The sequence below is a fragment of the Cellulomonas citrea genome, from assembly GCF_009829685.1.
Taxonomy (GTDB): Bacteria; Actinomycetota; Actinomycetes; order Actinomycetales; family Cellulomonadaceae; genus Cellulomonas; species Cellulomonas citrea.
Map to the genome: position 1 here is coordinate 1 of NZ_VWSD01000031.1, position 25,549 is coordinate 25,549.

Annotated in this window: 27 protein-coding genes and 4 tRNA genes; 6 read left to right on the forward strand and 25 right to left on the reverse strand. The window is 72.5% G+C overall.

The features are described 5' to 3' along the window. The 11 genes from F2B26_RS05480 to pdxT form a co-directional block, all read right to left on the reverse strand. Positions 1–321, reverse strand: a 321-nt coding sequence (locus F2B26_RS05480; RefSeq protein WP_159807255.1) for a hypothetical protein, incomplete at its 3' end; no start/stop codon positions are given. Between the two features lie 24 nt (positions 322–345). After that, positions 346–2,667 carry a RelA/SpoT family protein gene (locus F2B26_RS05485; protein WP_159807257.1) on the reverse strand — a complete coding sequence of 774 codons (2,322 nt, stop codon included), beginning with the start codon at positions 2,665–2,667 and terminating at the stop codon, positions 346–348. 149 nt (positions 2,668–2,816) lie between these two features. After that, complete coding sequence (locus F2B26_RS05490) at positions 2,817–3,362, reverse strand: adenine phosphoribosyltransferase (RefSeq protein ID WP_159807259.1); 546 nt, start codon at positions 3,360–3,362, stop codon at positions 2,817–2,819. Then, positions 3,359–4,435, reverse strand: a complete 1,077-nt coding sequence (gene secF / locus F2B26_RS05495) for a protein translocase subunit SecF (protein ID WP_159807261.1) — start codon at positions 4,433–4,435, stop codon at positions 3,359–3,361. The genes F2B26_RS05490 and secF overlap by 4 nt, the downstream gene beginning before the upstream one ends. Next, on the reverse strand, positions 4,435–6,288 hold the full coding sequence (gene secD, locus F2B26_RS05500; RefSeq protein ID WP_235929518.1) for a protein translocase subunit SecD: 1,854 nt from the start codon (positions 6,286–6,288) through the stop codon (positions 4,435–4,437). The genes secF and secD overlap by 1 nt, the downstream gene beginning before the upstream one ends. Positions 6,289–6,420: 132 nt before the next feature. After that, the gene (gene yajC / locus F2B26_RS05505) at positions 6,421–6,846 is read right to left on the reverse strand and encodes a preprotein translocase subunit YajC (RefSeq protein ID WP_159807265.1); all 426 of its coding nucleotides are present in this window, start codon (positions 6,844–6,846) and stop codon (positions 6,421–6,423) included. A 94-nt stretch (positions 6,847–6,940) separates the two neighbouring features. Beyond that, positions 6,941–7,978, reverse strand: a complete 1,038-nt coding sequence (gene ruvB / locus F2B26_RS05510) for a Holliday junction branch migration DNA helicase RuvB (RefSeq protein ID WP_159807267.1) — start codon at positions 7,976–7,978, stop codon at positions 6,941–6,943. Then, positions 7,971–8,573: a Holliday junction branch migration protein RuvA gene (gene ruvA, locus F2B26_RS05515; RefSeq protein ID WP_159807269.1), complete on the reverse strand. Its 603-nt coding sequence runs from the start codon at positions 8,571–8,573 to the stop codon at positions 7,971–7,973. Before ruvA ends, ruvB begins: the two co-directional genes overlap by 8 nt. Positions 8,574–8,655: 82 nt before the next feature. Next, positions 8,656–9,222, reverse strand: a complete 567-nt coding sequence (gene ruvC / locus F2B26_RS05520) for a crossover junction endodeoxyribonuclease RuvC (protein ID WP_159807271.1) — start codon at positions 9,220–9,222, stop codon at positions 8,656–8,658. A 55-nt stretch (positions 9,223–9,277) separates the two neighbouring features. Further along, positions 9,278–10,036: a YebC/PmpR family DNA-binding transcriptional regulator gene (locus F2B26_RS05525; protein WP_159807273.1), complete on the reverse strand. Its 759-nt coding sequence runs from the start codon at positions 10,034–10,036 to the stop codon at positions 9,278–9,280. A 58-nt stretch (positions 10,037–10,094) separates the two neighbouring features. Then, positions 10,095–10,706 (reverse strand): pyridoxal 5'-phosphate synthase glutaminase subunit PdxT, encoded by a 612-nt coding sequence (pdxT, locus tag F2B26_RS05530; protein WP_159807275.1) that lies wholly within the window; start codon positions 10,704–10,706, stop codon positions 10,095–10,097. A 40-nt stretch (positions 10,707–10,746) separates the two neighbouring features. On the opposite strand from pdxT, the gene F2B26_RS05535 reads away from it, so the two are divergent. Then, positions 10,747–12,006: an aminotransferase class V-fold PLP-dependent enzyme gene (locus F2B26_RS05535; RefSeq protein WP_235929519.1), complete on the forward strand. Its 1,260-nt coding sequence runs from the start codon at positions 10,747–10,749 to the stop codon at positions 12,004–12,006. Here the strand turns inward: F2B26_RS05535 and F2B26_RS05540 are convergent. After that, the gene (locus tag F2B26_RS05540; RefSeq protein WP_235929520.1) at positions 11,979–13,172 is read right to left on the reverse strand and encodes a pyridoxal phosphate-dependent aminotransferase; all 1,194 of its coding nucleotides are present in this window, start codon (positions 13,170–13,172) and stop codon (positions 11,979–11,981) included. The two genes, F2B26_RS05535 and F2B26_RS05540, sit on opposite strands and share 28 nt — an antisense overlap. Before the next feature lie 73 nt (positions 13,173–13,245). On the opposite strand from F2B26_RS05540, the gene F2B26_RS05545 reads away from it, so the two are divergent. Then, positions 13,246–13,428 (forward strand): hypothetical protein, encoded by a 183-nt coding sequence (locus tag F2B26_RS05545; RefSeq protein ID WP_159807277.1) that lies wholly within the window; start codon positions 13,246–13,248, stop codon positions 13,426–13,428. Here F2B26_RS05545 and F2B26_RS05550 read toward each other — a convergent pair. The 9 genes from F2B26_RS05550 to F2B26_RS05590 all read right to left on the reverse strand — a co-directional run bounded on the left by F2B26_RS05550 (position 13,404) and on the right by F2B26_RS05590 (position 21,254). After that, a complete protein-coding gene (locus tag F2B26_RS05550) occupies positions 13,404–13,955 on the reverse strand; it encodes an NUDIX hydrolase (protein ID WP_328698655.1) in 552 nt (183 codons plus the stop codon). The two genes, F2B26_RS05545 and F2B26_RS05550, sit on opposite strands and share 25 nt — an antisense overlap. Before the next feature lie 65 nt (positions 13,956–14,020). Continuing rightward, entirely contained in the window at positions 14,021–14,929 is a 909-nt protein-coding gene (pdxS, locus tag F2B26_RS05555) for a pyridoxal 5'-phosphate synthase lyase subunit PdxS (protein ID WP_159807279.1), read from the reverse strand. Positions 14,930–15,009: 80 nt separating this feature from the next. Beyond that, on the reverse strand, positions 15,010–15,630 hold the full coding sequence (locus F2B26_RS05560) for a hypothetical protein (protein WP_235929521.1): 621 nt from the start codon (positions 15,628–15,630) through the stop codon (positions 15,010–15,012). Then, positions 15,627–16,814, reverse strand: a complete 1,188-nt coding sequence (locus F2B26_RS05565; protein WP_201292621.1) for a glycosyltransferase family 4 protein — start codon at positions 16,812–16,814, stop codon at positions 15,627–15,629. Before F2B26_RS05565 ends, F2B26_RS05560 begins: the two co-directional genes overlap by 4 nt. A 17-nt stretch (positions 16,815–16,831) precedes the next feature. Continuing rightward, positions 16,832–17,791, reverse strand: a complete 960-nt coding sequence (locus F2B26_RS05570; RefSeq protein ID WP_159807282.1) for a phosphatidylinositol mannoside acyltransferase — start codon at positions 17,789–17,791, stop codon at positions 16,832–16,834. Beyond that, positions 17,788–18,402 (reverse strand): phosphatidylinositol phosphate synthase, encoded by a 615-nt coding sequence (pgsA, locus tag F2B26_RS05575; RefSeq protein ID WP_159807283.1) that lies wholly within the window; start codon positions 18,400–18,402, stop codon positions 17,788–17,790. Before pgsA ends, F2B26_RS05570 begins: the two co-directional genes overlap by 4 nt. Positions 18,403–18,404: 2 nt before the next feature. Beyond that, on the reverse strand, positions 18,405–18,983 hold the full coding sequence (locus F2B26_RS05580; RefSeq protein ID WP_159807284.1) for an HIT family protein: 579 nt from the start codon (positions 18,981–18,983) through the stop codon (positions 18,405–18,407). Beyond that, positions 18,984–20,984, reverse strand: coding sequence for a threonine--tRNA ligase (thrS, locus tag F2B26_RS05585; protein WP_159807285.1), 2,001 nt, complete (start codon positions 20,982–20,984; stop codon positions 18,984–18,986). It abuts the gene before it with no gap. A gap of 195 nt (positions 20,985–21,179) precedes the next feature. Beyond that, a tRNA-Val gene (locus F2B26_RS05590) sits at positions 21,180–21,254 on the reverse strand. Between the two features lie 235 nt (positions 21,255–21,489). Here F2B26_RS05590 and F2B26_RS05595 point away from each other — a divergent pair. Beyond that, positions 21,490–21,918, forward strand: a complete 429-nt coding sequence (locus F2B26_RS05595) for an SsgA family sporulation/cell division regulator (RefSeq protein ID WP_159807286.1) — start codon at positions 21,490–21,492, stop codon at positions 21,916–21,918. A 115-nt stretch (positions 21,919–22,033) separates the two neighbouring features. Here the strand turns inward: F2B26_RS05595 and F2B26_RS05600 are convergent, their stop codons facing one another. After that, positions 22,034–22,789, reverse strand: coding sequence for an aminotransferase class IV (locus F2B26_RS05600; protein ID WP_235929522.1), 756 nt, complete (start codon positions 22,787–22,789; stop codon positions 22,034–22,036). Between the two features lie 186 nt (positions 22,790–22,975). Here F2B26_RS05600 and F2B26_RS05605 point away from each other — a divergent pair. From F2B26_RS05605 to F2B26_RS05615, 3 genes are all read left to right on the forward strand, one after another. Then, positions 22,976–23,048: transfer RNA gene (locus F2B26_RS05605), tRNA-Gly, on the forward strand. 38 nt (positions 23,049–23,086) lie between these two features. Next, a tRNA-Cys gene (locus tag F2B26_RS05610) sits at positions 23,087–23,157 on the forward strand. A 17-nt stretch (positions 23,158–23,174) separates the two neighbouring features. After that, positions 23,175–23,249: transfer RNA gene (locus F2B26_RS05615), tRNA-Val, on the forward strand. 106 nt (positions 23,250–23,355) lie between these two features. On the opposite strand, the gene trhA is transcribed toward F2B26_RS05615, so the two are convergent. The 3 genes from trhA to F2B26_RS05630 form a co-directional block, all read right to left on the reverse strand. After that, positions 23,356–24,033, reverse strand: coding sequence for a PAQR family membrane homeostasis protein TrhA (gene trhA / locus F2B26_RS05620; RefSeq protein ID WP_159807287.1), 678 nt, complete (start codon positions 24,031–24,033; stop codon positions 23,356–23,358). 232 nt (positions 24,034–24,265) lie between these two features. Beyond that, the gene (locus F2B26_RS05625; RefSeq protein ID WP_159807288.1) at positions 24,266–24,766 is read right to left on the reverse strand and encodes a methyltransferase family protein; all 501 of its coding nucleotides are present in this window, start codon (positions 24,764–24,766) and stop codon (positions 24,266–24,268) included. Positions 24,767–24,827: 61 nt separating this feature from the next. Beyond that, on the reverse strand, positions 24,828–25,298 hold the full coding sequence (locus tag F2B26_RS05630) for a GNAT family N-acetyltransferase (protein WP_159807289.1): 471 nt from the start codon (positions 25,296–25,298) through the stop codon (positions 24,828–24,830). Positions 25,299–25,549 lie beyond the last annotated feature (251 nt).

The following is a 25,549-nucleotide window of genomic DNA, read 5'->3' on the forward strand; positions in this document are numbered from 1 at the left end:
ACCGTCGGACGTGCGTCCGCCGCCTGGGTGCACCTGGGCGGCGACCCGCCGGCGCGCCTCGAGCTGCTCGTCGGTCCCGGTGCCCGCCGCGTCGACCCCCGGCCCGACCTGCTCTCGCACGAGGCGACGCTGAGCCCGCAGGACGTGCACGTCCTCGACGGAGTCGCCGTGACCAGCGTCCAGCGCACCGGCATCGACCTCGCCCGGTACGCCGAGGGAGCGGTGACCGACGTGCTCCTCGTCGGACTCGTCGCCGTGGGGTTCGACGTCCCCGCCGCGCTGGCCACCCTCGGCGGCCTCGGCCGCGCCCGGGGCGTGCACCAGGCCGCCGTCCGGCTGCGACGACTAGGCGCGGATGGCGGGCTCCCCCGCGGCCTTCGCCCCGGTGATGCGGTAGACGTCGTAGACGCCCTCCACCTTGCGCACCGCGGCCAGCACGGAGGCCAGGTGCGACGGCTCGGCCATCTCGAAGACGAACCTCGACAGCGCCACCCGGTCACGTGAGGTCGAGACGGCCGCCGACAAGATGTTGACGTGGTGGTCCGACAGCACCCGGGTGACGTCCGACAGCAGCCGGGACCGGTCGAGCGCCTCCACCTGGATCTGGACGAGGAACAGCTGAGAGCTGGTGTGGCTCCACTCGACGTCCACGATGCGCTCCGGCTGACGCCGCAGGTCCTCGACGTTGATGCAGTCCGCCCGGTGCACCGAGACCCCGGCCCCCCGGGTGACGAACCCGACGATCTGGTCACCGGGCACCGGCGTGCAGCACTTCGCGAGCTTGACCCACACGTCGGCCACACCACGCACCACGACCCCGGAGTCACCGGTGCGCACCTGGCGGGACGTGCCGCCCGGCCGGGTGGTCTCGGCCAGGTCCTCCTCAGCCGCGGGCTCCCCGCCCAGCGACTGGACCAGACGCTGCACGACGGTGCTCGCCGCGACCTGCCCCTCGCCGATCGCGGCGTACAGCGACGACACGTCGGGGTAGCGCATCTCGGTGGCCAGCGCGACGAGGGACTCGTGCGACAGCAGACGCTGCATGGGCAGGTTCTGCTTGCGCATGGCCTTGGCCAGGGCGTCCTTGCCGTGCTCGATGGCCTCCTCGCGACGCTCCTTGGAGAACCACTGCCGGATCTTGTTCCGCGCACGGGGGCTCTTGACGAAGCCCAGCCAGTCGCGTGACGGTCCGGCCGACTCGGCCTTCGAGGTGAACACGTCGACCACGTCGCCGTTGTCCAGCGTGGAGTCCAGCGGCACGAGGCGACCGTTGACCCTGGCGCCCATCGTGCGGTGGCCCACCTCGGTGTGCACCGCATAGGCGAAGTCCACCGGCGTCGAGCCCTGCGGCAGCGCCATGACGTCGCCCTTGGGCGTGAACACGTAGACCTCGGAGCCGGCGATCTCGAACCGCAGCGAGTCGAGGAACTCCGTCGGGTCGGCGGTCTCACGCTGCCAGTCCACGAGCTGGCGCAGCCAGGCCATGTCGTTGCCCGCCGCGTCCGGCTGGCCGCTCTTGGCGTTCTCCTTGTACTTCCAGTGCGCCGCGACCCCGTACTCGGCGCGCCGGTGCATCTCGTGCGTGCGGATCTGGATCTCGACCGGCTTGCCCTCCGGCCCGATCACCGTGGTGTGCAGTGACTGGTAGAGGTTGAACTTCGGCATCGCGATGTAGTCCTTGAACCGCCCCGGCACCGGGTTCCAGTGCGAGTGCAGCGCCCCGAGCGCCGCGTAGCAGTCCCGCACGGTGTCGACGAGGACCCGTACGCCCACCAGGTCGTAGATGTCGGCGAAGTCACGGCCGCGCACGATCATCTTCTGGTAGATCGAGTAGTAGTGCTTCGGCCGTCCGGTGACGACCGCCTTGATCTTGGCCGTCTTGAGGTCGGCGGTGACCTCGTCGCGCACCGTCGCCAGGTACTCCTCACGGGCCGGTGCCCGCTCGGCCACCAGGTGCACGATCTCGTCGTAGACCTTGGGGTACAAGGTGGCGAAGGACAGGTCCTCCAGCTCCCACTTGATGGTGTTCATGCCCAGGCGGTGGGCCAGCGGCGCGTAGATCTCCAGCGTCTCGCGGGCCTTGCGCTCGGCCGAGGCCGGGGCGACGAACTTCCAGGTGCGGGCGTTGTGCAGCCGGTCGGCGAGCTTGATGACGAGCACCCGGATGTCGCGGGACATCGCGACCACCATCTTGCGCACCGTCTCGGCCTGCGCCGCGTCGCCGTACTGCACCTTGTCGAGCTTGGTGACGCCGTCGACGAGCATCGCGACCTCAGGCCCGAAGTCCTCGCGCAGCTGCTCGAGCGAGTAATCGGTGTCCTCGACGGTGTCGTGCAGCAGGGCCGCCGCCAACGTCGCCGGCGTCATCCCGAGCTCGGCCAGGATCGTCGCGACCGCGATGGGGTGGGTGATGTACGGGTCGCCGCTCTTGCGCAGCTGGCCGCGGTGGGCCCGTTCGGCCACCACGAACGCCTGCTCGATGATCGCGACGTCACCCTTGGGATGGTTGGCCCGCACGGCCTGCAGCACCGGCTCGATCGCCGGGAACGCGACGGTCGAGCGCCCCCCGAACCTGGCCAGCCGGGATCGCACGCGCGCGGCCGCGGTCTGGGTCGTCTCGACCGACGGCTCCGACGACGTCATCGGGCCCGACGTGCGGTCACTCATTCCCCACCTCCCTGCCCGGGCGCGCTGCGCGGGACGGCGCCGGTCCGGCACCTGGCCTTCTCAGCGCCCCGCACCTGCGACGGATTCCCGCCCGGCGTGCCCCGAAGTCTACGCAGCGCGCGGACCTGGTCCGTTGCGGGCTCAGCCGATCAGGGCAGCGCGAGCAGCGCGTCCACCCGCTGCCCGTCGAGCTGGGCGCGCCCGTTGAGCCCGAGCAGCTCGACGAGGAAGACGATCGCCTCCACCTGCGCACCGCAGCGCTCCAGGAGCCGCAGCGCCGCCGCCGCGGTCCCGCCGGTGGCCAGCACGTCGTCGACCACGAGCACCCGGGAGCCGGCGGGCACGGTGAACGGCTGGACCTCGACCGTCGCAGTGCCGTACTCGAGCGCGTAGCTCTCCTGCTCGGTCGGGCCGGGGAGCTTGCCGGCCTTGCGGACCAGCACGAGACCGGAGCCCAGCACCCGCGCGACGGGGGCGGCGAGCAGGAAGCCGCGTGACTCGATGCCGACCACCAGGTCGACATCGGCCGCCGTCGCGGCGATCGCGTCGACCACCTCGGCGAAGGCCGGGCCGTCGGCCAGCAGCGGCGTGATGTCCCGGAACAGCACCCCGGGTTCGGGGAAGTCGGGCACCTGCCGCAGCAGGGCGTCGATCCGCAGCGCCAGCGCCGCACGGTCCGGGGTGGTCGAGCTCATCGTCCGCGCCGCTTCGGCTGGGCGGCCTGACCGCGGTGCTCCCCGGCCCGCAGCGGAGCCGCATGCACCTCGACGGGCACGTCCGCCACACCTGCCGCTGCACGTGCCGCGAGCACCTTGGCGGTGTGCGCCTTGATCGCGGGCTCACGCTCGCGCAGGCTCACCTCGAGCGGCGTGGCCAGGAAGATCGAGGAGAACGTGCCGATCGCCATGCCGACGAACAGCGCGAGCGAGATGTCCCGCAGCGTCCCCGCCTTGAGGATGAACGTACCGACGAACAGGATCGCGGCGACCGGCAGCAGGGCCACGATCGAGGTGTTGATCGACCGGACCAGCGTCTGGTTGACCGCGAGGTTCGCCTTCTCGGCGTACGTGTACCGGCTCTGCTCGAGCGTGTCGGCGGTGTTCTCCCGGACCTTGTCGAACACCACGACGGTGTCGTAGATCGAGTAGCCGAGGATGGTGAGGAAGCCGATGACGGTGGCGGGCGTGACCTCCCAGCCGACACCGGCGTAGACCCCGACCGTGATGATGAGGTCGTGGAACAGGGCGATGAGCGCGGCGACCGCCATCCGCCAGTTGCGGAAGTAGACGGTCATCACGAGCGTGACGAACGCGAGGAAGACGACGATGCCGGTGATGGCCTTGCGTGAGACGTCCGCACCCCACGACGGGCCGATGTACGACGTGGAGATCGAGTCCACGCTCACGCCGAACGCCGTCGCCAGGTCGGTCTTGAGCGCCTCGACCTGGGTGTTGTCGAGCCGGTTGGTCTGGATCCGCAGCCCGTCCGAGCCGACGTTCGACACGCGCGGCGACTCGTTCGGCGAGACCTTCTTCACCGTCGCGACAGCCAGGTCCTGGTCGGGCTTGGCCACCCCGGAGACGGTGAACTCCGAACCGCCTCGGAACTCGATGCCCGGATTCAGCCCCGGGGTGATGAGCAGCACGCCCGAGATCAGCACGAGCGCCCCAGCGATCGCATACCAGATCCGACGATGTCCGACGATGCGGTACGAGCGACGACCCGTGTACAGGTCGTTGCCCCATCCGGCGAAGCCCTCGTGCGCCATCAGTGGTCGCTCCCCTCGGAGTCGTCAGCCACGACGGGCTGGGACGCGGCCGCGGCGGCCTTGGCGGCGGCCCGCCGTTCGGCGATCGTCATGGTCGGGTCGCCCGGTGGCGTCATCGACACCGTGGACAGCGCGTCGTCCGCCGTCGACGGCTCGGCACCGTCGCGGCGCGGACCCTGCTGCACCCGGCCGCGACCCACGTACCGGGTGCCCGGCACGCCCAGCCGCCGCGGGTCGAGGCCGGACAGCGCGTGCCCCTCGCCGAAGAACTTCGTCCGGGCGATGAGCAGCATCGTCGGGTGGGTGAACATGAACACCACGACGAGGTCGATGATCGTCGTCAGACCCAGGGTGAAGGCGAACCCACGCACCCCGCCGACCGCCAGCACGTAGAGCACCGCAGCAGCCAGGAAGTTCACGGCGTCGGAGGCCAGGATCGTGCGTCGGGCACGGGCCCACCCGTGGTCGACCGCCACCGTGAGGGTGCGGCCGTCACGGAGCTCGTCCCGGATACGTTCGAAGTACACGATGAACGAGTCCGCGGTGATGCCGATGGCCACGATGAGGCCGGCCACACCGGGCAGCGAGAGCCGGTACCCCTGGGTCCAGGACAGCAGCGTGATGGTGCCGTAGGCGAGGAGCGCGGCGACGACGAGCGAGCCGACGGTGAGCAGCCCGAGCAGTCGGTACTGACCGAGCGAGTAGAGCACGACGAGGACGAGGCCGATGAGACCGGCCAGGATGCCCTTCTGCAGCTGCTCGGAGCCGAGCGTGGCCGAGATCTGCTGCTCGCTCTCCACCGTGAAGCTGATCGGCAGCGACCCGAAGTTGAGCTGCTGGGCCAACGTCGCGGCGCTCTCGCGCGTGAAGTTGCCGGAGATCTGCGCCTGACCGTTCGGGATCGGGCCGTTGATCTTCGGCGCCGAGATGACCAGGCCGTCGAGCACGATGGCGAACTGGTTGAGCGGCGCGGCCTGCGAGAAGAGCCGCGTGCTGGTGTCCGCGAACTGCTTGGAGCCGTCGCCGTTGAACTGCAGGTTGACGACCCAGTTGGTCCCGGTCTGCCCGTTGGACAGCGTCTCCAGACCCGAGCTGGCGCTCTTGATGTTCGACCCGGGGACCTCGACGGGGCCGAGGATGTACTTGTACGCGCCGGTCTGGTCACATGTGACGAAGGCCGAGTCGGCCGCGCCCACCGTGCCGCCGGTGAGGTTGGACTGCTTGCTGCAGTCCAGGGCGTCGAACTGGGCCCGGACCTGCGGGGTGATGTAGTACGCCGTGTCCGACGGCGACGTCGGGCCGGTGCCCGTCGCGCTGGCCGACGGGCTGGGCGTCGGGGTCGCACCGTCGGTGGCGGTCCCCGTCGTCGTGCCCGTCGTCGTGCCGGACTCCACCGTGTTGCCGCCCGAGGCGCCGCCCGAGGCGCTCGCCTGCGGGGTCGGCACGGGCGCGGGGGTCGTGCCGGCGGCCGTCGCACCGTCCGTGGGGGTCGCGGTGGGCGTCGGGGTGCCGGCACCGATGTCGAGCACCGGACGGAACTCCATCTGGGCCGACTTGCGGACCAGCTCCAGCGTCGACTCGCTGGGCCTCCCCGGCAGCGAGACCACGATCTTGTGCCCGGACTGGCTGGTGATCTCCGCCTCGGACACGCCCGAGGCATCGACACGCTGCCGGATCACCTCGATGGCCTGCGAGATCGTCGCATCGGTGATCGCGGCGGTGTCGGTCGTGGCGACGGGGGTCAGGATGATCTGCGTCCCGCCCTCGAGGTCGAGCGCCAGCTTGGGCGTGAGGGTCGCCGACCCCCACTTGGTGCCGGCCAGGATCGCGCCGAAGATGGCGATGACCACCACGGCCAGGGTGACGAGGGTACGGACCGGGCGCTGCCGGTGGACGGGTGGAGCCAACTGTCTCGTCTTCCTCGTCTGCGGGGCGCGCGTCAACGCCCCCGCACGGTCAAGCCCGGCGAGCTGCCGGGCGCTGGGTCACTTCTCGGGGTCGTCGCTGCGACGCTTGTCGGGTCCCTCGTCGAGGGAGGACAGGTCGTCCGGCACCGCGAACTCGTCGACCTCGTCGAGCCGCTCGTCGGGCGCCACCGCCGGCGGCTCGGTCGGCGGGTCGACCTTCTTGAGGATCGCCGCGCGCACCCACCGGGTGGTCACACCCGGCGAGGTCTCCAGGGTGACCACGTCGCCGGCGATGTCGACGACGGTGCCGAACAGACCGGATGCGGTCATCACCTCGTCACCGGCGACCAGGTTGTTGCGCAGCTCCTGGGCCGCCTTCTGCTGCTTGCGCGTCCGGCTGCTCATCAGCCAGAGCGCACCGAACGCGAGCAGGACGAACGCCAGGAAGATCAGGTTCGACTGGCCCGCCCCGGAAGTGGCGGCGGTGGGCAGGGCATGCAGCATGGGTGGGGCATCCTTCGCATCGAGGGCGACCGGGGAAGTCTAGGCGCCCCGACCGCCCTCTCCAACGCACGGACCGCGCTGCGCGTTTCCGGCGCTAGTCGAACAGGGTCCCGGACGGTGTCGGCGGGGTGAGCCCCAGGTGAACCCAGGCCGCGCTGGTCGCCACGCGCCCCCGGGGCGTGCGCCCGATGAGGCCTTCGCGGACCAGGAACGGCTCGGCGACGGTCTCGACGGTCTCGGGTTCCTCCCCCACGGCCACCGCCAGCGTGGTGAGCCCCACCGGGCCACCGCCGAAACGGCGGCACAGCGCGTCGAGCACCGCCCGGTCCAGCCGGTCCAGCCCCAGGTCGTCGACCTCGTACACCTCGAGCGCCGCCTTCGCCGCGGTGAGCGACAGCTGCCCGTCGCCGCGCACCTGCGCCCAGTCGCGCACCCGACGGAGCAGGCGGTTGGCGATCCGGGGCGTGCCCCGTGAACGCGAGGCGATCTCGGCGGCCGCGTCGGCCCCGAGAGGCACGCCGAGCAGCCGGGCCGAGCGCACCAGGACCTGCTCCAGCTCCTGCGGGGAGTAGAAGTCGAGGTGAGCGGTGAAGCCGAACCGGTCGCGCAGCGGCGCCGGCAGCAGCCCGGCCCGCGTCGTGGCGCCCACCACGGTGAACGGCGGCAGCGACAACGGGATCGCGCTCGCCCCGGCGCCCTTGCCGACGACGACGTCGACCCGGAAGTCCTCCATCGCGACGTAGAGGAGCTCCTCCGCCGGCCGGGCCAGCCGGTGCACCTCGTCGAGGAACAGCACCTCGCCCTCGTCCAACGAGGACAGCACGGCCGCGAGGTCGCCCGCGTGCTGGATCGCCGGACCGCTCGTCACGCGCAGCGACGCCCCGAGCTCGGCGGCGATGATCATCGCCAGCGTCGTCTTGCCGAGCCCGGGCGGACCGGAGAGCAGCACGTGGTCGGGTGCCCGGCCCCGTCCCTTGGCCGCGTCCAGCACGAGCGAGAGCTGGTCACGCACCACCCGCTGGCCGACGAACTCGTCGAGCCGACGGGGACGCAACGCCGCCTCGGCCGCGCGCTCGATGTCGTCGGCCGCCGGGCGGACGAGGGACTCGACGGTCTCCGGCTCGTCAGCCACGCGCACCGCCGAGCGTGCGCAGCGCGGCCCGCAGCACACCGGCGACCTCCTGCGGCGTCACCGGGTCGGTGCTGTCGTCGAGCACCTGGGCGACGGCGTCCTGGGCCGCCTTCACCGGCCAGCCCAGTCCGACGAGGGCGTCCACCACCTGCACCCGACCGTCGTCGGCCACCGGGACCGGGGCGGACGAGGTCGGCGGTCCCAACCGGTCCTTGAGCTCGAGCACGATCCGCTGGGCGCCCTTGTGGCCGATCCCGGGCACCCGCTTGAGCGCCGCGAGGTCCTCCTGAGCGACGGCCCGGCGCAGCGCGTCCGGGGTGTGCACCGCGAGCATCGCCAGCGCGAGCCTCGGCCCCACCCCCGAGACGGTCTGGACCAGCTCGAAGACCTCGCGCTCATCGGCGTCGGCGAAACCGAACAGCGTGAGCGCGTCCTCCCGCACGACGAGCGAGGTCGCCAGGTCGGCCGTCGCGCCCAGGCGCAGCCCCGCCAACGTCGTCGGCGTCGCCTGGATGAGCAGACCCACCCCACCGACCTGCACGACGGCGGCGTCCAGCCGCACCTGTTCCACGGTCCCGTGCACGGATGCGATCACACCGACTCCCTTCCGGGGCGACAGCCTGCCACACCGCCGAACAGGTGTACGACGACGACACGCCCTGCGGCCTCGTCCCGGACTACGCCCGGCGCCGCGCCGCCTGCTCGGCCGCAGCCCACGTCCGCTGGGCCGCGGTGAGCGCGCCGGGTTCGCGCTGGGGGGCTCCCAGTGCGCCGGCCGGGCGCCACAGGTGGCAGATCGCCAGGGCGAGCGCATCCGCCGCATCCGCCGGGGTCGGCCGGGCCGGCAGCTCGAGCAGCCGGGTGACCATGGCACCGACCTGATCCTTGCCTGCCCGCCCGGACCCCGTGACCGCGGCCTTCACCTCGCTCGGCGTGTGCAGCGCCACCGGGATGCGTCGGCGCGCGGCCGCGAGCATCGCGATCCCGGCGACCTGCGCGGTCCCGGTCACCGTGCGCAGGTTGTGCTGGGCGAAGACGCGCTCGATCGCCACCGCGTCCGGGGCGTGCTCCTCGATCCACTCCTCGACGGTCGTGGAGATCGCCAGCAGCCGCAGGTCCACGTCCAGCTCGGGTGCCGAGCGGGCGACGCCGACCGCCACCATCGCGAGCCGTCGGCCCGGCATGCCGTCGACGACGCCCAACCCGCACCGGGTCAGGCCTGGGTCGACTCCGAGCACGCGCACCCCGTCATCGTCCCAGCCGCGTGGCGCCCGGTCCGGACGCCACGCGCACGACGGCTCAGTCCTCCGCGTCGAGCTCGGCGAGGACCTCGTCGGAGGCGTCGAAGTTCGCGTAGACGTTCTGCACGTCGTCGGAGTCCTCGAGCGCGTCGACGAGGCGCAGGATCTTGCGGGCGCCTTCGACGTCGACCTCGATCTGGGTGGCCGGGTAGAACACGACGTCGGCCGAGTCGTACTCGATGCCGGCCTCCTGCAGGGCCGTGCGCACGGTCACCAGGTCGCTGGCCTCCGTGACGACCTCGAAGCTGTCGCCGTTGTCGTTGACCTCCTCGGCACCGACCTCGAGGACCGCCTCCATCACGGCGTCCTCCGTCGTGCCCTCCGCCGGGACCACGATGACGCCCTTGCGGGAGAACAGGTAGGACACCGAGCCCGGGTCGGCCATCTGACCGCCGTTGCGGGTGAACGCGACCCGCACGTCCGACGCCGCACGGTTGCGGTTGTCGGTGAGGCACTCGACGAGCACCGCGATCCCGCCGGGGCCGTAGCCCTCGTACATGATCGACTGGTAGTCCGCTCCGCCGGCCTCCTGGCCGGACCCGCGCTTGATCGCGCGGTTGATGTTGTCGATCGGGACCGAGGACTTCTTCGCCTTCTGGACCGCGTCGTACAACGTCGGGTTGCCCGCCAGGTCACCGCCGCCCAGCCGGGCCGCGACCTCGATGTTCTTGATGAACTTGGCGAAGAGCTTGCCGCGCTTCGCGTCGATGAGGGCCTTCTTGTGCTTGGTCGTGGCCCACTTGGAGTGTCCGGACATGCGGTGCGCAGCTCCCTCGTCTGTCCCTGTTGCGGGCACCCGACGCGGGGCGCCTCCTCTACCGGCTGTCGCGGACCATGCCCACGAACAGGCGGTGCACCCGGTCGTCGCCCGTGACCTCCGGATGGAACGACGTCACCAGCAACGACCCCTGGCGCACCGCGACGATCCTACCGGCGGCGGCGCCGTCCTGGACGCGCGCGAGCACGGTGGCGGCCGGCCCGACCTCCTCCACCCACGGTGCGCGGATGAAGACGGCGTGCACCGGCCCCTGCTCGGCGTCCGGCACACCGGTCACCTGCAGGTCGGTCTCGAAGGAGTCGACCTGGCGGCCGAAGGCGTTGCGGCGCACCGTGATGTCGACACCACCGAGGGTGCGCTGCCCGTCGATCGCGTCGAGCACCCGGTCGGCCAGCAGGATCATCCCGGCGCACGAGCCGTAGGCCGGCATCCCGGCCCGCAGCCGCGCCTGCACCGGCTCGAACAGGTCGAACGCCCGCAGCAGCTTGTCGATCGTCGTCGACTCACCGCCCGGCAGGACGAGCGCGTCGACACCGTCCAGCTCGCTGGTCCGGCGGACCGGGACCGCCCGGGCGCCGGCGGAGGAGAGGGCGGCGACGTGCTCGCGCACATCACCCTGCAGGGCCAGCACACCGACGGTCACGTCCACGACGGCCGATCCTAGGGCGGCGCCGCTAGGGTCGACGTCCGTGACCAGCACCCGGGAAACCGAGCTGCGCGCCCGCGCCGCCCAGCTCGACGCGGCACATGCCGCGACCGACCTGCGCACCCGCTTCCTGCTGCCGGAGGGGGTCGTCTACCTCGACGGGAACTCCCTCGGGGCGCTGCCGGCGGGAGTCCCCGCCGCCGTCGAGGACGCCGTGCGCCGCCAGTGGGGCCGCGACCTCATCGCGTCCTGGAACTCGCACGGCTGGTGGCAGGCCCCCGAACGGGTCGGCGACCGGCTCGCCCCGCTGCTCGGCGCCGCCGCAGGGCAGGTCCTCGTCGGAGAGTCGACGACCGTGCGGCTGCACCAGGCGCTGCACGCCGCAGCGCGGATGCGGCCCGCCGGTGACGTGCTGGTCGTCGACCCCGCGTCGTTCCCCACCGACCTGTACGTGAGCGCCGGGGTGGCCGAGCAGGTCGGGTGGCAGGTGGTCGAGTGCTCCCCCGACGAGCTGGCCGGCACCCTCGCCGACCTGGGCAGCCAGGGGCGCTCCGTGGCCGCCGTGAGCATGTCGCACGTCGACTTCCGCACCGGTCGGTTGTGGGACCTGCCGACGATCACCGCCCAGGCGCATGCGGCCGGCGCTCTCGCCGTCTGGGACCTGTGCCACTCCGCGGGGGCCGTCCCGGTCGACCTCGACGCCCATGACGTCGACCTCGCGGTGGGCTGCGGGTACAAGTTCCTCAACGGTGGCCCCGGGGCACCGGCGTTCCTCTACGTGGCGCACCGGCACCTGGCCGCGTTCAGCAACGTGCTGCCGGGCTGGCACGGGCACGCCGAGCCGTTCGCGATGCACGCCGGCTACTCCCCCGCCCCCGGCGTCGGACGGGCCCGCATCGGCACCACCCCGCTGCTGTCGCTCCTCGCGCTCGAGGCCGCCCTGGCGGTGTTCGACGGCGTCGACGTGCGTGCCGTACGAGCCCGTTCCCTGTCGCTCACGGCGTACCTGCGCGAGGCGATCGAGACCCTCGTACCCGGGACCCGGTTCGCCTCACCGGCGCTCGACGAGCAGCGCGGCTCGCAGGTGAGCGTCGTGCACCCGCACGCGTACGGGGTGGTGCAGGCGCTCATCGCACGCGGCGTCATCGGCGACTTCCGGACACCGGACGTGGTCCGGCTCGGTGTCGCCGCCCCGTACCTCACCCACGGGCAGATGCTCGAGGCGGCGACGGCTCTGGCGCAGGTGCTCGCCCAGGGTGAGCACCTCGACCCCGCCTACGCCGAGCGACCCACCGTCACCTGAGCCGCCGCGGCCCGCGCCGCGCGGTCCTCCTCGACCTGGTCGGCGAGCCGGGTCAGCCCCTCGAGGAGCTCGGGGCGCTCGGCCGCCAGCGCCACCCGGACCATGCCCGCGGCCCGCGGCCCGAAGGTCGACCCCGGCGCCACCGCGACGTGCCGGCGCTCCAGCAGCCGCAGCGCGAAGGCATCGGTGTCCTCGTCCTCCACGTCGACCATGAGGTAGAACGCGCCGGCCGGGCGCACGCACGCGATCCCGCGGGCCTCCAGCAGCGACGTGGCGGCGTCCCGGCGCTCCCGGTACGACTCGACGGCCACCGCCACCTCGTCCTGCGGCCCCGTCATGGCGGCCAGCGCGGCGTGCTGGGACACCGTCGACGGGCACGCGACCGTGCCCTCGGCCAGGTGCGCCATGAGCTCAGCCGCGGCCGTGTCCGGGACCGCGGCGTAGCCGAGCCGCCACCCCGTCATCGCGTAGGTCTTGGACATCGAGCGGAACACGAGGACGCGGTCGTCGGTGTCGAAGGTGCGCGGCGACACGTGCGGGGCGTCGAAGGTGATCGCGTCGTAGCACTCGTCCGACAGCAGCCACAGGTCGTGCCGGACCGCGATGTCGACGAGCGCCTCGAGCACCTCGGCGGGGTACATGGCCCCCGTGGGGTTGTTCGGCGAGCAGACGAGCAGCGCCCGGGTCGCCGGGGTGATCGCCGCCTCGACGTCCGCCGGGACGGGCACGAACCCCGCCTCGGGACGCGTCGGGTAGGTGCCGACCGTCGCGCCGGCGATCATCGCGGCCATCCGCCAGTTCGGGAACTCCGGGTCGGGCAGCAAGATCTGTTCCCCCGGCGAGAGCAACGCGCCCATGGCCAGCGACAGACCGTTCATCGCACCGTGCGTGATGACCACGTGCTCCGGGTCGCATGCGCGCCCCGTCGTGGCCGCGACGTGCGTGGCCACCACCTCGCGCAGCTCGGGCATCCCCTGGCTCGAGGTGTAGCCGGTCAGCCCGGCGCGGCATGCCGCCGCGGCTGCCGCGACGGCATGCGCCGGTGCGTACGCATCGGGTTCGCCGATCTCCAGGTGGAGCGCGAGCGGGTCGAGCAGGGCCAGCTCCATGAGGGCACGGATGCCCGAACGCGGGATGAGGTCGGCACTGGTCGAGGTCTGCGGCACGAGCAGCCACCGTACCAACCCGACACGACCCCACCTGCCCTCGGCGACCGGTTTGTCCCAGTACGGTGTCGCTGTGACGACACCGCCAGCCACCTCCCTGGCCGCCGAGCTGCAGGCGCTCACCGGCCCGCAGCCGGTCCTCACGCCCCAGCTGCTCAGCCAGGTGCACCGCGGTCTGCTGCTCATCGACGTGCCCCGGTCGGCGGTCCCGACGGTGCAGGTCGCGCCCGCTCAGCTGCCTGCGCGCTCCCGATAGCCCCCGGTCTCGTCCAGGTGACGGGTGCGCCCGTCCCAGCCCACCAGCAGAGGCCGCACCAGGTCGACCAGCCCCGCGGGGAACACCTCGATCGTCACGGCCGCCAGCTCGTCGAGCGGGAACCAGCGCAGCTCGTCGATGAGCTCGTTCTCCAGGGCCGTCCAGCCCTCACGTGAGACCACGCCGCCGCCGGCGACGCGCGCGAGGTAGAGGTCCTCGTCCTGCCGGCAGTGCTCGAAGACGAAGTCGAACACCGCCGACCGGGTGAACACAGGGCCGACGAGGTCGTCGGGCGCCAGCAGCAGACCGGTCTCCTCCCGGACCTCGCGCAGCGCCGCATCACGCGACGTCTCGCCGTCGTCGAGCCCGCCACCCACCGTGAACCACCAGTGGCGCCCCGGGGCGTCCGCGTCGTGACCGCGCATGAGCAGCAGCCGGTCGGCGTCGTCGAGCAGGATGACGCGCGCGGCGCGGCGGAACAGCATCCCGTCCGCGCCGCGGCGCCACTCCGGTCCCAGCGCGTGCACCGGGCCCCCGCCCTCGGCGTGCGGACGACCCGTGTCGCCCGCCGCCGGACGGGACCCGGCCGCCGTCACCAGCCGCGCTCGGCGAGGCGGTGCGGCACCGGCACGTCGGCGACGTTGATCCCGACCATCGCCTCGCCCAGGCCGCGCGAGACCTTGGCGATGACGTCCGGGTCGTCGAAGAACGTCGTGGCCTTGACGATCGCGGCCGCACGCTCGGCGGGGTTGCCGGACTTGAAGATGCCCGAGCCGACGAAGACACCCTCCGCGCCCAGCTGGCGCATCATCGCGGCGTCGGCCGGGGTGGCGATGCCGCCGGCGGTGAACAGCACGACGGGCAGCTTGCCGGCCTTCGCCACCTCGGCGACCAGCTCGTACGGGGCCTGCAGCTCCTTGGCGGCCAGGAAGAGCTCGTCCTCGGGCAGCGATTGCAGGTGGCGGATCTGGTCGCGGATCTGGCGCATGTGCGTGGTCGCGTTCGACACGTCCCCGGTACCGGCCTCGCCCTTCGAACGGATCATGGCCGCACCCTCGGTGATCCGGCGCAGCGCCTCACCCAGGTTGGTCGCACCGCAGACGAAGGGCACCGTGAAGGCCCACTTGTCGATGTGGTGGGAGTAGTCCGCCGGGGTGAGCACCTCGGACTCGTCGATGTAGTCCACGCCGAGGCTCTGCAGCACCTGCGCCTCGACGAAGTGGCCGATCCGGGCCTTGGCCATCACCGGGATGGACACCGCGGAGATGATGCCGTCGATGAGGTCGGGGTCGCTCATCCGCGCCACGCCGCCCTGGGCCCGGATGTCGGCGGGCACGCGCTCGAGCGCCATCACCGCCACCGCCCCGGCGTCCTCGGCGATCTTGGCCTGGTCGGCCGTGACGACGTCCATGATGACGCCGCCCTTGAGCATCTCGGCCATCCCGCGCTTCACGCGCGCGGTGCCGACGACGGGGCTGTTCTGCGGGTTCTGGCTGGTCACGGTGATCCTCAAGGGCTCGGACGGGGGTTGGAGGCGCATCCCGGGGGACGCCGCCGCTCAGGTCCATCGTAGCCACGGGCTCAGCGGCGGCCGTAGCCTTCCAGCGCCGCCGGCCAGCTGTCGTCGAGCTCCATGGTCACCGGCATCGGAGCACGCCCGGCGAGACGGAAGGTGCGCACCCGCCAGCTGGCCCGCACCCGGCGCGCCTGTGCGACCGCCTCGTTGTGGAACCGGCGCGCGAGCTGCACGCGGTACCAGGCCGCCGCCAGCTGCTCGAGCAGCTCGGCACCGACCGGCTCGGCCCGGATCTCCTCGACCTCGACCGGGTCCACGAGCACCTCCGACAACGCGGCGGTGAGCTCGCTCTCGGCGTGGGCGCGGTCGAGCGCGGGCAGCGGGTCGTCGTCGGGCAGCGGCAACGCCAGCTCGGGCGGCACGGGCGCGGTCGCCGCCGTCAGCGCCGCCCACGACGAGGACGCCAGGACGACCGAGCTCACCGGGTCGAGCAGCCCCGAGGCCGCGAGCTCGGCCGCGACCGTCGCGCGGCGCACCAGCTGGGCGTCGACCACGGCGCGGGACGAGACGACCTTGCGGTGCAGCCGGTCCAGCCGCGAGGCCGAGACCCACAGCGACCAGCCCAGCACGACGACCAGCCCGGCGAGCACCGCGACCGTGACCATCGACCCGTCGACGGTGATCATCGCAGCTCACCGCGGGCGCGACGCAGCAACGCATCCCGCACCGAGGACGGGTCCTCGCCGACCGGTGCGTCGCGCCCCGCCACCGCCATCTCGTACACCGCCTCGACCTGCTGCACGACGGCCGACCAGTCGTACCGCTCGACCAGCCCGGTGGCGTGCGCGCACACCCCGGCGCGCAGCGGGCCGTCGGTGAGCACCCGGGCCAGGGTGCTCCCCAGGCCCTGCGCGTCGCCGGTGGGGAACAGCACCCCGGCCGCGCCGTCGTCCAGCACGCGGGCGAAGGCGCCGAGGTCCGAGGCGACCACGCAGGCCCCCGCGGACATCGCCTCCACGAGCACGATGCCGAAGCTCTCGCCCCCGGTCTGCGGCGCGCAGTAGACGTCGACGGAGGCGAGCAGACGGGCCTTGTCCTCGTCCGAGACCGCTCCGAGGAACTCCACCGCGTCGGCCGCGTCACCGATGAGCTCACGCGCCTGCGCCGGCCCCGTCTCACCACGCCCGGCCACGAGCACCCTCGCCCCGGGCACCTCGGCCAGCAGCGTGGGCACCGCCGCGAGCAGCACCTCCAGGCCCTTGCGGGGCTCGTCGAGCCGGCCGAGGAACGCGACGGTCGGCCGCTGCGACGTGCCCTGCCACTGCGGGTTCGGGACGGCGCCGCGGAACTGGTCGACGAAGACACCGTTGGGGATGACCACGGCATCCCCGCCCAGGTGCTCGACGAGGGTGCGACGGGCGTCCTCGGAGACCGCGATCCGCGCCGTGATCTTCTCCAGCGGCTGCCGGATGAACGGGTAGGCCAGCTGCAACGACCGGGACCGGACGATCGCCGTGTGGAAGGTCGCCACCACGGGACCGTCGGCGATCCACAGCGCGAGCAGCGACAGGCTCGGCACCGCCGGCTCGTGCAGGTGCAGCACGTCGAACTGACCGGCCGCCAACCACTTGCGCACGCGGGCCGCCATCACCGGGCCGAAGCTCAGCCGCGCGACCGAGCCGTTGTAGTGCACCGGGATCGCCCGGCCCGCGGGGACCACGTACGGCGGGACGGGCGTGTCCTCGGCGGCCGGGGCCAGCACCGAGACGTGGTGCCCCTGGGCGAGCAGCGCCTCGGCCAGGTCGCGGGCGTGGAACTGCACCCCGCCGGGCACGTCGAAGGAGTAAGGGCAGACGATGCCGACGCGCAGCGGACGTGACGTGGGGCTCATGCCGAGGCTCCGGGCACGGCCGCGAGCCGGTCCGGGTCGAGATCGGCCACGAAGACCTTCTGCAGCATGTGCCAGTCCTGCGGGTGCTCCGCGATGCCCGCCGCGACCTGGTCCACCCACGCCTGGGTGAGCGCCTGCACACGGGGCCGTCCGACCAGAGCCGGGTCGGCCTCGACCGGGTCGCCGAACCTCACGTCGAGCAGCCACCGGGTGCCCGCCGCGCGCCGAGCCGCACCGGTGACGCGCTCGTAGCTGATCCGCGCGGTGGTGAGGACCGCAGCGCCGCTCGCCGCGAGGGCGGCGGGCCCGGCCGCGACCCGGGCAGGTTCACCGAAGAGCTCGACCTGCACGCCGTGGCTGGTCAGGTCCCGGTCCGCGAGCAGCGGCAGCAGCACCGGACCGTCGCGCACCACCTCGACGAGGGCGCGGAACACCCCGCCTCCCCCGCCCTTGCCCAGCGGCAGGATCCGCATGCCCAGCCCCTCGCGCAGGGCGAGGAACTCCTGGAAGAGCGTCTCCGGCTCGAGACGCTCGGCCACGGTGACCACGGGCGGCAGGTGCCGCGCGGCCCAGGCCCCGGCCAGGTCCCAGTTCCCGGTGTGCCCGAGCGCGACGACCACGGACCCGCCCTCGGCGAGCAGGTCCCGGATCCACCCGTCGTTGCTCACGCGCACCCGCGCGTCGACCCGGTCAGCGTCGAGCGCTCCCAGCATGAGCGTCTGGGCGTAGTAGCGCATGTAGGACCGCATCCCCGCGCGCGAGAGCCTGCGCAGCTCGCGAAGCGAGGCGTACGGGCGCACCCGACGCAGGTTCGCCTCCAGCTGGCGCACCCCGCCCCCGTGCCGGACCCACGTGAGGTCCGCCGCACCGGCGAGCACCGCCTGCACCAGCGGCTCGGGCAGCCTCGGCGCCACCCGCCAGGCCACGGCGAACACCCGGCCGGCGTCCAGGCTCACGACGGCGTCCCGGCCCGCGCCTGCCGGTAGACGGTCGCCATCCGCTGCCCGACGGTGACCGCGGAGGCGACCGCGAGCACACCGAGCACGACGGTGAGCACGACCTGCGGCAGCCCCAGCCCGACGAGGGCGATCCCTACCAGAGCGAGCACGAGCCGGTCGGCGCGTTCGGCGATGCCGACCGCCGCGGTCAGCCCGACGCCTTCGGCACGCGCCCGGGCGTAGGGCACGATCGAGCCGAGCACGAGGCAGGCCAGCGCGAGCACCATGGCCGTCCGGTCGTCACCTCGTCCGGCGAACCACAGCACGAGCCCGGCGAAGATCGCCGCGTCGGCGAAGCGGTCCAGGGTCGAGTCGAGGAAGGCCCCCCACGGGCCGGAGCGCCCGGCCTGCCGGGCCATCACGCCGTCGAGGGAGTCGGTGAGCGCCATGAGCGAGACCACGAGCGCACCGAGGAACAGGTGCCCGGTGGGGAACGCCCACAACGAGGTCACGACGACGACGACCGTGCCGGTCACCGTCACCGCGTCCGGGCTCACGCCGGCGCGCAGCAGGACCCGGGCGACCGGTGTGAAGACGCGCGTCATGAAGCCGCGCAGGCCGTTGAGCACCCTCAGACCTCCTCGGTGGTGCCGGACGGTGCCGGCCAGGCCTCCGCCAGCCGGTCCCGCGTCTGCCCCAGCAGCGCGGGCAGCGCCCGGGTCTGGGCGACGATCGGCAGGAAGTTCGAGTCGCCCCGCCAGCGCGGGACCACGTGCTGGTGCAGGTGCGCCGCGATCCCCGCCCCGGCCACGTCGCCCTGGTTCATCCCGAGGTTGAAGCCCATCGGGGTGAGCACGGCACGTTCGACCCGCATCGCCGTCGCGGTGAGCTCGCCGATCTCGACACGCTCGGCGTCCGTGAGATCGGTGTAGTCGGCGACGTGCCGGTAGGGGCACACCAGCAGGTGACCGGAGTTGTACGGGTAGAGGTTGAGGACGACGTACGACGTGACGCCGCGCGTCACGATGAGCGCGGTCGCGTCGTCCAGGGTGGGTGCGCGGCAGAACGGGCAGCCGTCACCGGGCGCGGCGTCCGTCGGACGGTCGACTCCCCCGATGTAGGCCATCCGGTGCGGCACCCACAGGCGCTGCAGACCGTCGGGGTCACCCGGCAGCCCGTCCGCGGGCTCGGTGCCGTCAGGGTCGGCCATCTAGACCTGGACCCGGTCGCGCACCGCAGCGAGCACCCGGGCGACGGCCTCGTCCACCGGTACGCCGTTCTCCTGGTGACCGTCGCGGTAGCGGAAGGACACGGCGCCGGCCTCGACGTCCTGCTCCCCCGCGATCATGACGAACGGCACCTTCTGGGTCGCCGCGTTGCGGATCTTCTTGCCGAACCGATCGTCGGAGGTGTCGAGCTCGGTGCGGATGCCGGCGGCTCGCAACCGGTCCAGGACGCCGGCCAGGTGGGCGGTGAACGGCTCGGCCACCGGGACGCCGAGCACCTGGACGGGTGCGAGCCAGGCCGGGAAGGCCCCGGCGTAGTGCTCGGTGAGCACGGCGAAGAACCGCTCGATCGAGCCGAACAGCGCGCGGTGGATCATCACCGGACGCTGCCGGCTGCCGTCCGCCGCGGTGTACTCGAGCTCGAACCGCTCGGGCAGGTTGAAGTCGAGCTGGATGGTCGACATCTGCCACGTCCGGCCGATCGCGTCCTTGGCCTGCACGGAGATCTTCGGGCCGTAGAAGGCGGCGCCGCCCGGGTCGGGCACCAGCTCCAGACCCGAGGCCTGCGCGACGGCCCGCAGGGTCTCGGTGGCCTCGTGCCAGACCTCGTCCGTCCCCACCGACTTGTCGGGGTTGCGGGTGGACAGCTCGAGGTAGAAGTCAGTGAGCCCGTAGTCCTTGAGCAGGTCGAGCACGAAGGTGAGCAGGCTGGTCAGCTCCCCCGCCATCTGCTCACGGGTGCAGTAGATGTGCGCGTCGTCCTGGGTGAAACCACGGGCCCGGGTCATGCCGTGCACCACACCGGACTTCTCGTACCGGTAGACGGTGCCGAACTCGAACAGCCGCAGCGGCAGCTCGCGGTAGGAGCGCCCGCGGGAGGCGAACACCAGGTTGTGCATCGGGCAGTTCATCGGCTTGAGGTAGTAGTCCTGCGCCGCGCGCCTGATGTTCCCGGCGGAGTCCCGCTCCTCGTCCAGCTGCATGGGCGGGTACATGCCGTCGGCGTACCAGTCGAGGTGACCCGAGGTCTGGAACAGCTTGGCCTTGGTGATGTGCGGGGTGTTGACGAAGGAGTAGCCCGCGGCCAGGTGCCGACGACGGGAGTAGTCCTCCATCTCCATCCGGATGATCCCGCCCTTGGGGTGGAACACCGGCAGCCCCGAGCCGATCTCGTCCGGGAAGGAGAACAGGTCGAGCTCGGCGCCCAACCGCCGGTGGTCGCGGCGCTCCGCCTCGGCGATCCGGTCGAGGTGGGCGCGCAGGTCGTCCTTGGTCGCCCAGGCGGTGCCGTAGACGCGCTGCAGCTGGGGGTTCTTCTCCGAGCCCCGCCAGTACGCGGCGGCCGACCGGGTGAGCTGGAACCCGTTGCCGATGAGGCGGGTGCTGGGCAGGTGCGGGCCGCGGCACAGGTCCTGCCAGGCGACGGTCCCGTCCTTGCGCCGGTTCTCGTACATCGTGAGCCCGCCGAGGCCGACCTCGACCGACGCGCCGTCGTCCTCGGACGCCTCGCCCTTGAGGCCGATGAGCTCGAGCTTGTACGGCTCAGCGGCCTCGATCTGGCGGGCCTGGTCCTCGGTGACGTCGACCCGGTGGAAGGTCTGGCCCTCCTTGACGATCGCCGCCATCACCTTCTCCAGGGCCCGCAGGTCCTCGGGAGTGAAGGGGGTCTCGACGTCGAAGTCGTAGTAGAAGCCGTCGGTGATCGGCGGGCCGATGCCCAGGCGCGCCGACGGGTTCACCTGCTGCACCGCCTGGGCCAGCACGTGGGCGGCCGAGTGCCGCAGCACCATGAGGCCGTCGGGCTCGGCGAGCGTCACGGCCTCGACCACGGCCCCGTCCGCGAGCGGCCGGGCCAGGTCCCGCAGCTCGCCGTCGACCCGGACCACGACCACGTCACGCCGGCCCGCGAACAGGTCGGCGCCGGTAGTGCCCGGCTCCACCGTGGTCGGCACGCCGTCGACGGTGAGGTTCAGTGGCTCGGGCACGAGGAGGGCTCCTTGAGGATGGTGCTGCGGCGCGGGCTGACCGCGCTGACCGGCACAGGGCCAGGTCGGACCCCTCGATGCTACCCATCGCGGCTCGTCGCCCGGGCACCGCCACCCGGGCCGTGCCGGGTAACGGCGACGGCGTCCTGGAGACGGAACAGGCCGCCCCGGTCTCGGGACGGCCTGCTGTCGTGCTGGTGGGCGATACTGGGTTCGAACCAGTGACCTCCTCGGTGTGAACGAGGCGCTCTACCACTGAGCCAATCGCCCGTCTGCGCGTCACCGCGCCCCGGAATGCTACCCGGCCGCGGGCCAAATGCCGAACCGGATCCGAGAGCGCCGGCCTCTGGTCTTCCGGCGCGACATCGGACAGGATCATCCGCACGGGGAACGGGGCCGGTCTCGGTCGTCGCTCACGGGGTACTCATGCGGGTGAAACCGGCGTGCGCACACGGCGAGTTCGGCTGTGCAACTGTCATGATGAGCCAGCGCGGAAGGAGGGTGGATGACGCAGCAGGGCTTTGACGTGGTCGAGGTCATCACGGTCCAGCTCATCGGGTCGGATGCCAGCGTGATCCAGGTCACCACGGAGTTCTCCTTCCGTGCCAATGACCCCTACACCGTGCGCGCCGTCTTCACCGGCGCCCAGTCCGTGTCCACCTGGCTGCTGGGCCGCGAGCTGCTCGCCGACGGCCTGCACGCCCCGGCCGATGAGCCTGCCGGCAACGGCGACGTCCAGGTGTGGCTCGACGAGGACCCGGAGTACGTGCTCATCTCGCTGTCCGGCGTCGAGGGCAACGCCCTGCTCGCCGCCCCGACCGAGCCGCTGGCCCGGTTCATCGCCGCCACCGAGAAGATCGTCCCGATCGGCTCGGAGAGCGACCGGATGCAGAGCGAGATCAGCGCGCTCATCGCCGCCCTGCTCACCGCCTGAGCGGCTCCTCCCAGACGACACGACGGGGTCGGCCCTCCGGGGCTGGCCCCGTTCGCTGTTCCTGGTCGCGCCGCGCGCTCATGCGAGCGCGGTCCCGCACCGGCCAGGTCCGGCCTCACGGGTCGAGGTTCTCCAGCCGCTGGGCCTGCACCAGCCGACGCAGCTCGAGCGTGATCGGTCCAGGGGCCACCGGTGCCCCGTCCAGCGCCACGACGGGTGCGACCCCGCGCGTCGTGCTGCTCACGGCCAGATGCGCCCGCCCGCCGCTCACCTCGTCGAGGACGTCGTAGCCCAGCGCGCGCTCGTGGACCGGCAGCCCCGCCTCGTCGGCCCAGGCCAGCACGAGCTCACGGGTCACCCCGCCCAGGCAGCCGCTGCTCAGCGGCGGGGTGAGCACCTGCCCGCCGATCTCGACGAGCACGTTCGACGTGGTGCACTCGCACAGGTCGCCGCGGGTGTTCGCCAGCACGGCCTCGTCGGCGCCCTGCTCGTGGGCGTACCGGGCGGCGGTGAGGTTGTCCGCCGTCGACGTCGCCTTGACGCCCACCAGGGGCGCCCGCTCGTTGCGCACCCACGGCACGCGCACCGCGGTGACCTGCTGCACGACGGCCGCCTCGCTGCCCGTCACGAACGTCACCCCGTCCCCGGCACCGGCAGCCGACCCGGCCGTCATGGTGATCCGCAGCCGGCCGTACGCCCAGCCGCCCTCGCGCGCCACGGTCTCGATCGCCTCGCGCAGCTCGTCGAGGTCCGGGGCGCCGAGCCCGACGGCAGCGGCCGACCGGCACAGCCGAGCGAGGTGGCGCGTCGGCGCGAAAGCGGCCCCGTCGATCACCACCAACGACTCGTAGACCCCCAGGCCCGCAGTCACGCCACGGTCCCACGGACCCACGAGAGGCTCGTCCGCAGACCGCAGCCGACCACCGCTCCAGACGATCACATGACCCACCTTGTCAGCATCTCGTGTCACACGCCGTTCACCTGAGTTGGACTCTCACCGCCGGACTCGGTTAGAGTCTGGGACGCGCACGGAGCCGGGAACAACGGAACGTGCCGCGCGGACGTGGCTCAGTTGGTAGAGCATCACCTTGCCAAGGTGAGGGTCGCGGGTTCGAATCCCGTCGTCCGCTCGGAGACTCAAGGAGTCGGCTCTCAGCCGAAGTCTCATGGTGGAGTGGCCGAGAGGCGAGGCAGCGGCCTGCAAAGCCGTACACACGGGTTCGAATCCCGTCTCCACCTCGCACAGCAAGGCCCATGGGCGATTGGCGCAGCGGGAGCGCGCTTCCCTGACACGGAAGAGGTCACTGGTTCGATCCCAGTATCGCCCACCAGCATCACCGCAGGTCACAGGCCGTCCCGGAGAGATCCGGGGCGGCCTTCGTGGTTCCTCGGCCTGGTGCCCGGGCGGCGCGGCGCGGGCACCTTCCGCCGGCAGCCCTACGCGGGCAGCACGTAGATGTACAGCAGCAGGTAGTGCAGGAACGCGGCCACGACCACGACGAGGTGCCAGATCTCGTGGAACCCGAACACGCCCGGCCACGGGTTCGGCCGCTCGATGACGAAGACCACGAACCCCGCGCTGTAAAGCAGCCCGCTGGTCGCCATGAGCACCAGCGCCCCGACCGGCATCGACGAGGCCGCACCGACCAGCAGGACCGTCAACCAGCCCAGAGCGATGTAGAGGGTGCTGGTCACGTACTTCGGCAGCTGCCGCAGGACCGAACGCGCCACGATCCCCACCGCGGCGATCGCCCAGACCGCTCCCAGCACCGTCCACCCGTACGTGGTCCGGAACAGCACCAGCACCAGCGGGGTGACCGACCCGGCGATGAGCAGGAAGACCGAGTCGTAGTCGAGGGTCCGCAGCACCTCGTTCACCCGAGGTCCGCGGTCGATGCCGTGGTGCAGCGCGCTGGAGACGAACAACGCGAGGATCGACACCCCGTAGACGGAGAACCCGACGATCTTCCACGGGTCGCCCTGGACGGCGGCCTGCGTGATGAGCAGCGCCGCACCCACGATCGCGAAGCACGAGGCGAACAGGTGCGAGACGGTGTTGAACCGCTCGTCGGTGACGTGGACGCTGCCGTCCCTGCTCAACGGTGCCGTGCTCACGAGCCCTGCCGTCTCCGCGGGCCCGACCGCCGTCACCCGCCCCGTCGTCCTCACCGGTGCCCTCCTACCGCTTCGCTCCGACGAGCAGCCGCCTGCCAGGAGGGCGCCCAGGCGCCACGTCTCAGCAGCCTACCCAGCCGGGCCCGACCAGGAACCCGGACCCGACCGGCGCGGGCGTGGCCGAACAGCCGCTGACGGACGGGGCCGACCTCGCGCCACGCCCCGCCGGTGATCAGCGACCCGTCGGCCACCCGGGCACGAACCGCGGGGTGCGCGCCGCGTAAGCCGCGTACCCGGCGAACCGGCGGGTCAGGCGCACCTCCTCCCAGCGAGCCTTCGCGGCCAGGAGCACCACGAGAGCGATGAAGGCCAGAGCTCGCCAACCACCGCCCGTCGCCACCACGTACGACCCGGCCGCCAGCAGCAGCCCCGTGTAGATGGGGTGCCGCACCAGCCGGTACAGGCCGCCGGTGCGCAGCTCGGCGTGCCCGTTGGGGATCGGCACCGCGGTCAGGCCCCGGCCGAGCGCGGTGCCCGCCACCAGCATGAGCACCACACCGCCGAGCACGCCGGCCCAGGCCACGACCCGCAGCCACCACGGCACCGGCCAGCCCGCACCGCCGGGCAGCAGCGCGACCAGGGCGAGCAGCACGAACTGCGCCGCCACGAGCAGCCGGGCCGTGCGCACCTCCGCCCTCGGGGACGTCGCGTGCCCCTCGTCCCCGGTCGTCACGACTCCATGATGCCCGAGCCGGAAGAGCCCAGCCGAGGTGCGGCGGGCCCAGGACGGTCGGTCAGTCCTGCCGCCGAAGCGGTGTCGCGTTGTAGACCACGACGTCCGCCGGCGCCGCGACGTCGTCGTAGAGCCGACGGGCGCCCGTGTTGGTCTCCCGGGTGGTCCAGCGCACCACGTCGTGCCCCTCCTCGGCGGCCAGCGTCCGCACCCGTTCGACGAGCGCACGGGCCACGCCCCGTCCCCGTGCGGCCGGGTCGACGTACAGGTCGTCCAGCCACAGACCCGTGGTCCCGGTCACCGGGCGCGGGAACACCCGCACGTGAGCCAGCCCGACGAGGTCGGTGCCCACCGTGGCGACCAGGCAGCGGATCGGTGCCTGCGGCGCGCAGATCCAGGACCAGACCTCGTCCAGGACCGCCGGGTCCGGCGTCAAACCGGCGAGGGACCGGTACGCGGCGAACAGGTCGTGCCAGCGCTCGCGCTGCTCGGCGGACACGGGTCCGACCACAGGTGCGACGTCGTGGGCCATCTGCCGATCATCCCGCCCGTGACACACGCACCCGCGGTGCACAGCACCTTCCGAGGAGATTCCGAGAACTGCGCGCCACAGTGGTCCCATGACCAGCGCAGCGACCCGAAGGAGCTGATCTGACCGTGAGCCTGCCCTGGCGCGGCACACTGCTGTACTCCGGCGCGCTCGCCGCCGTCGCCGTCACCGTCGCGGCCCGGTTCGCCGGCGCAGCCGCGACGGTCGCCGAACCGGGCGCACCCGCCGCCTCG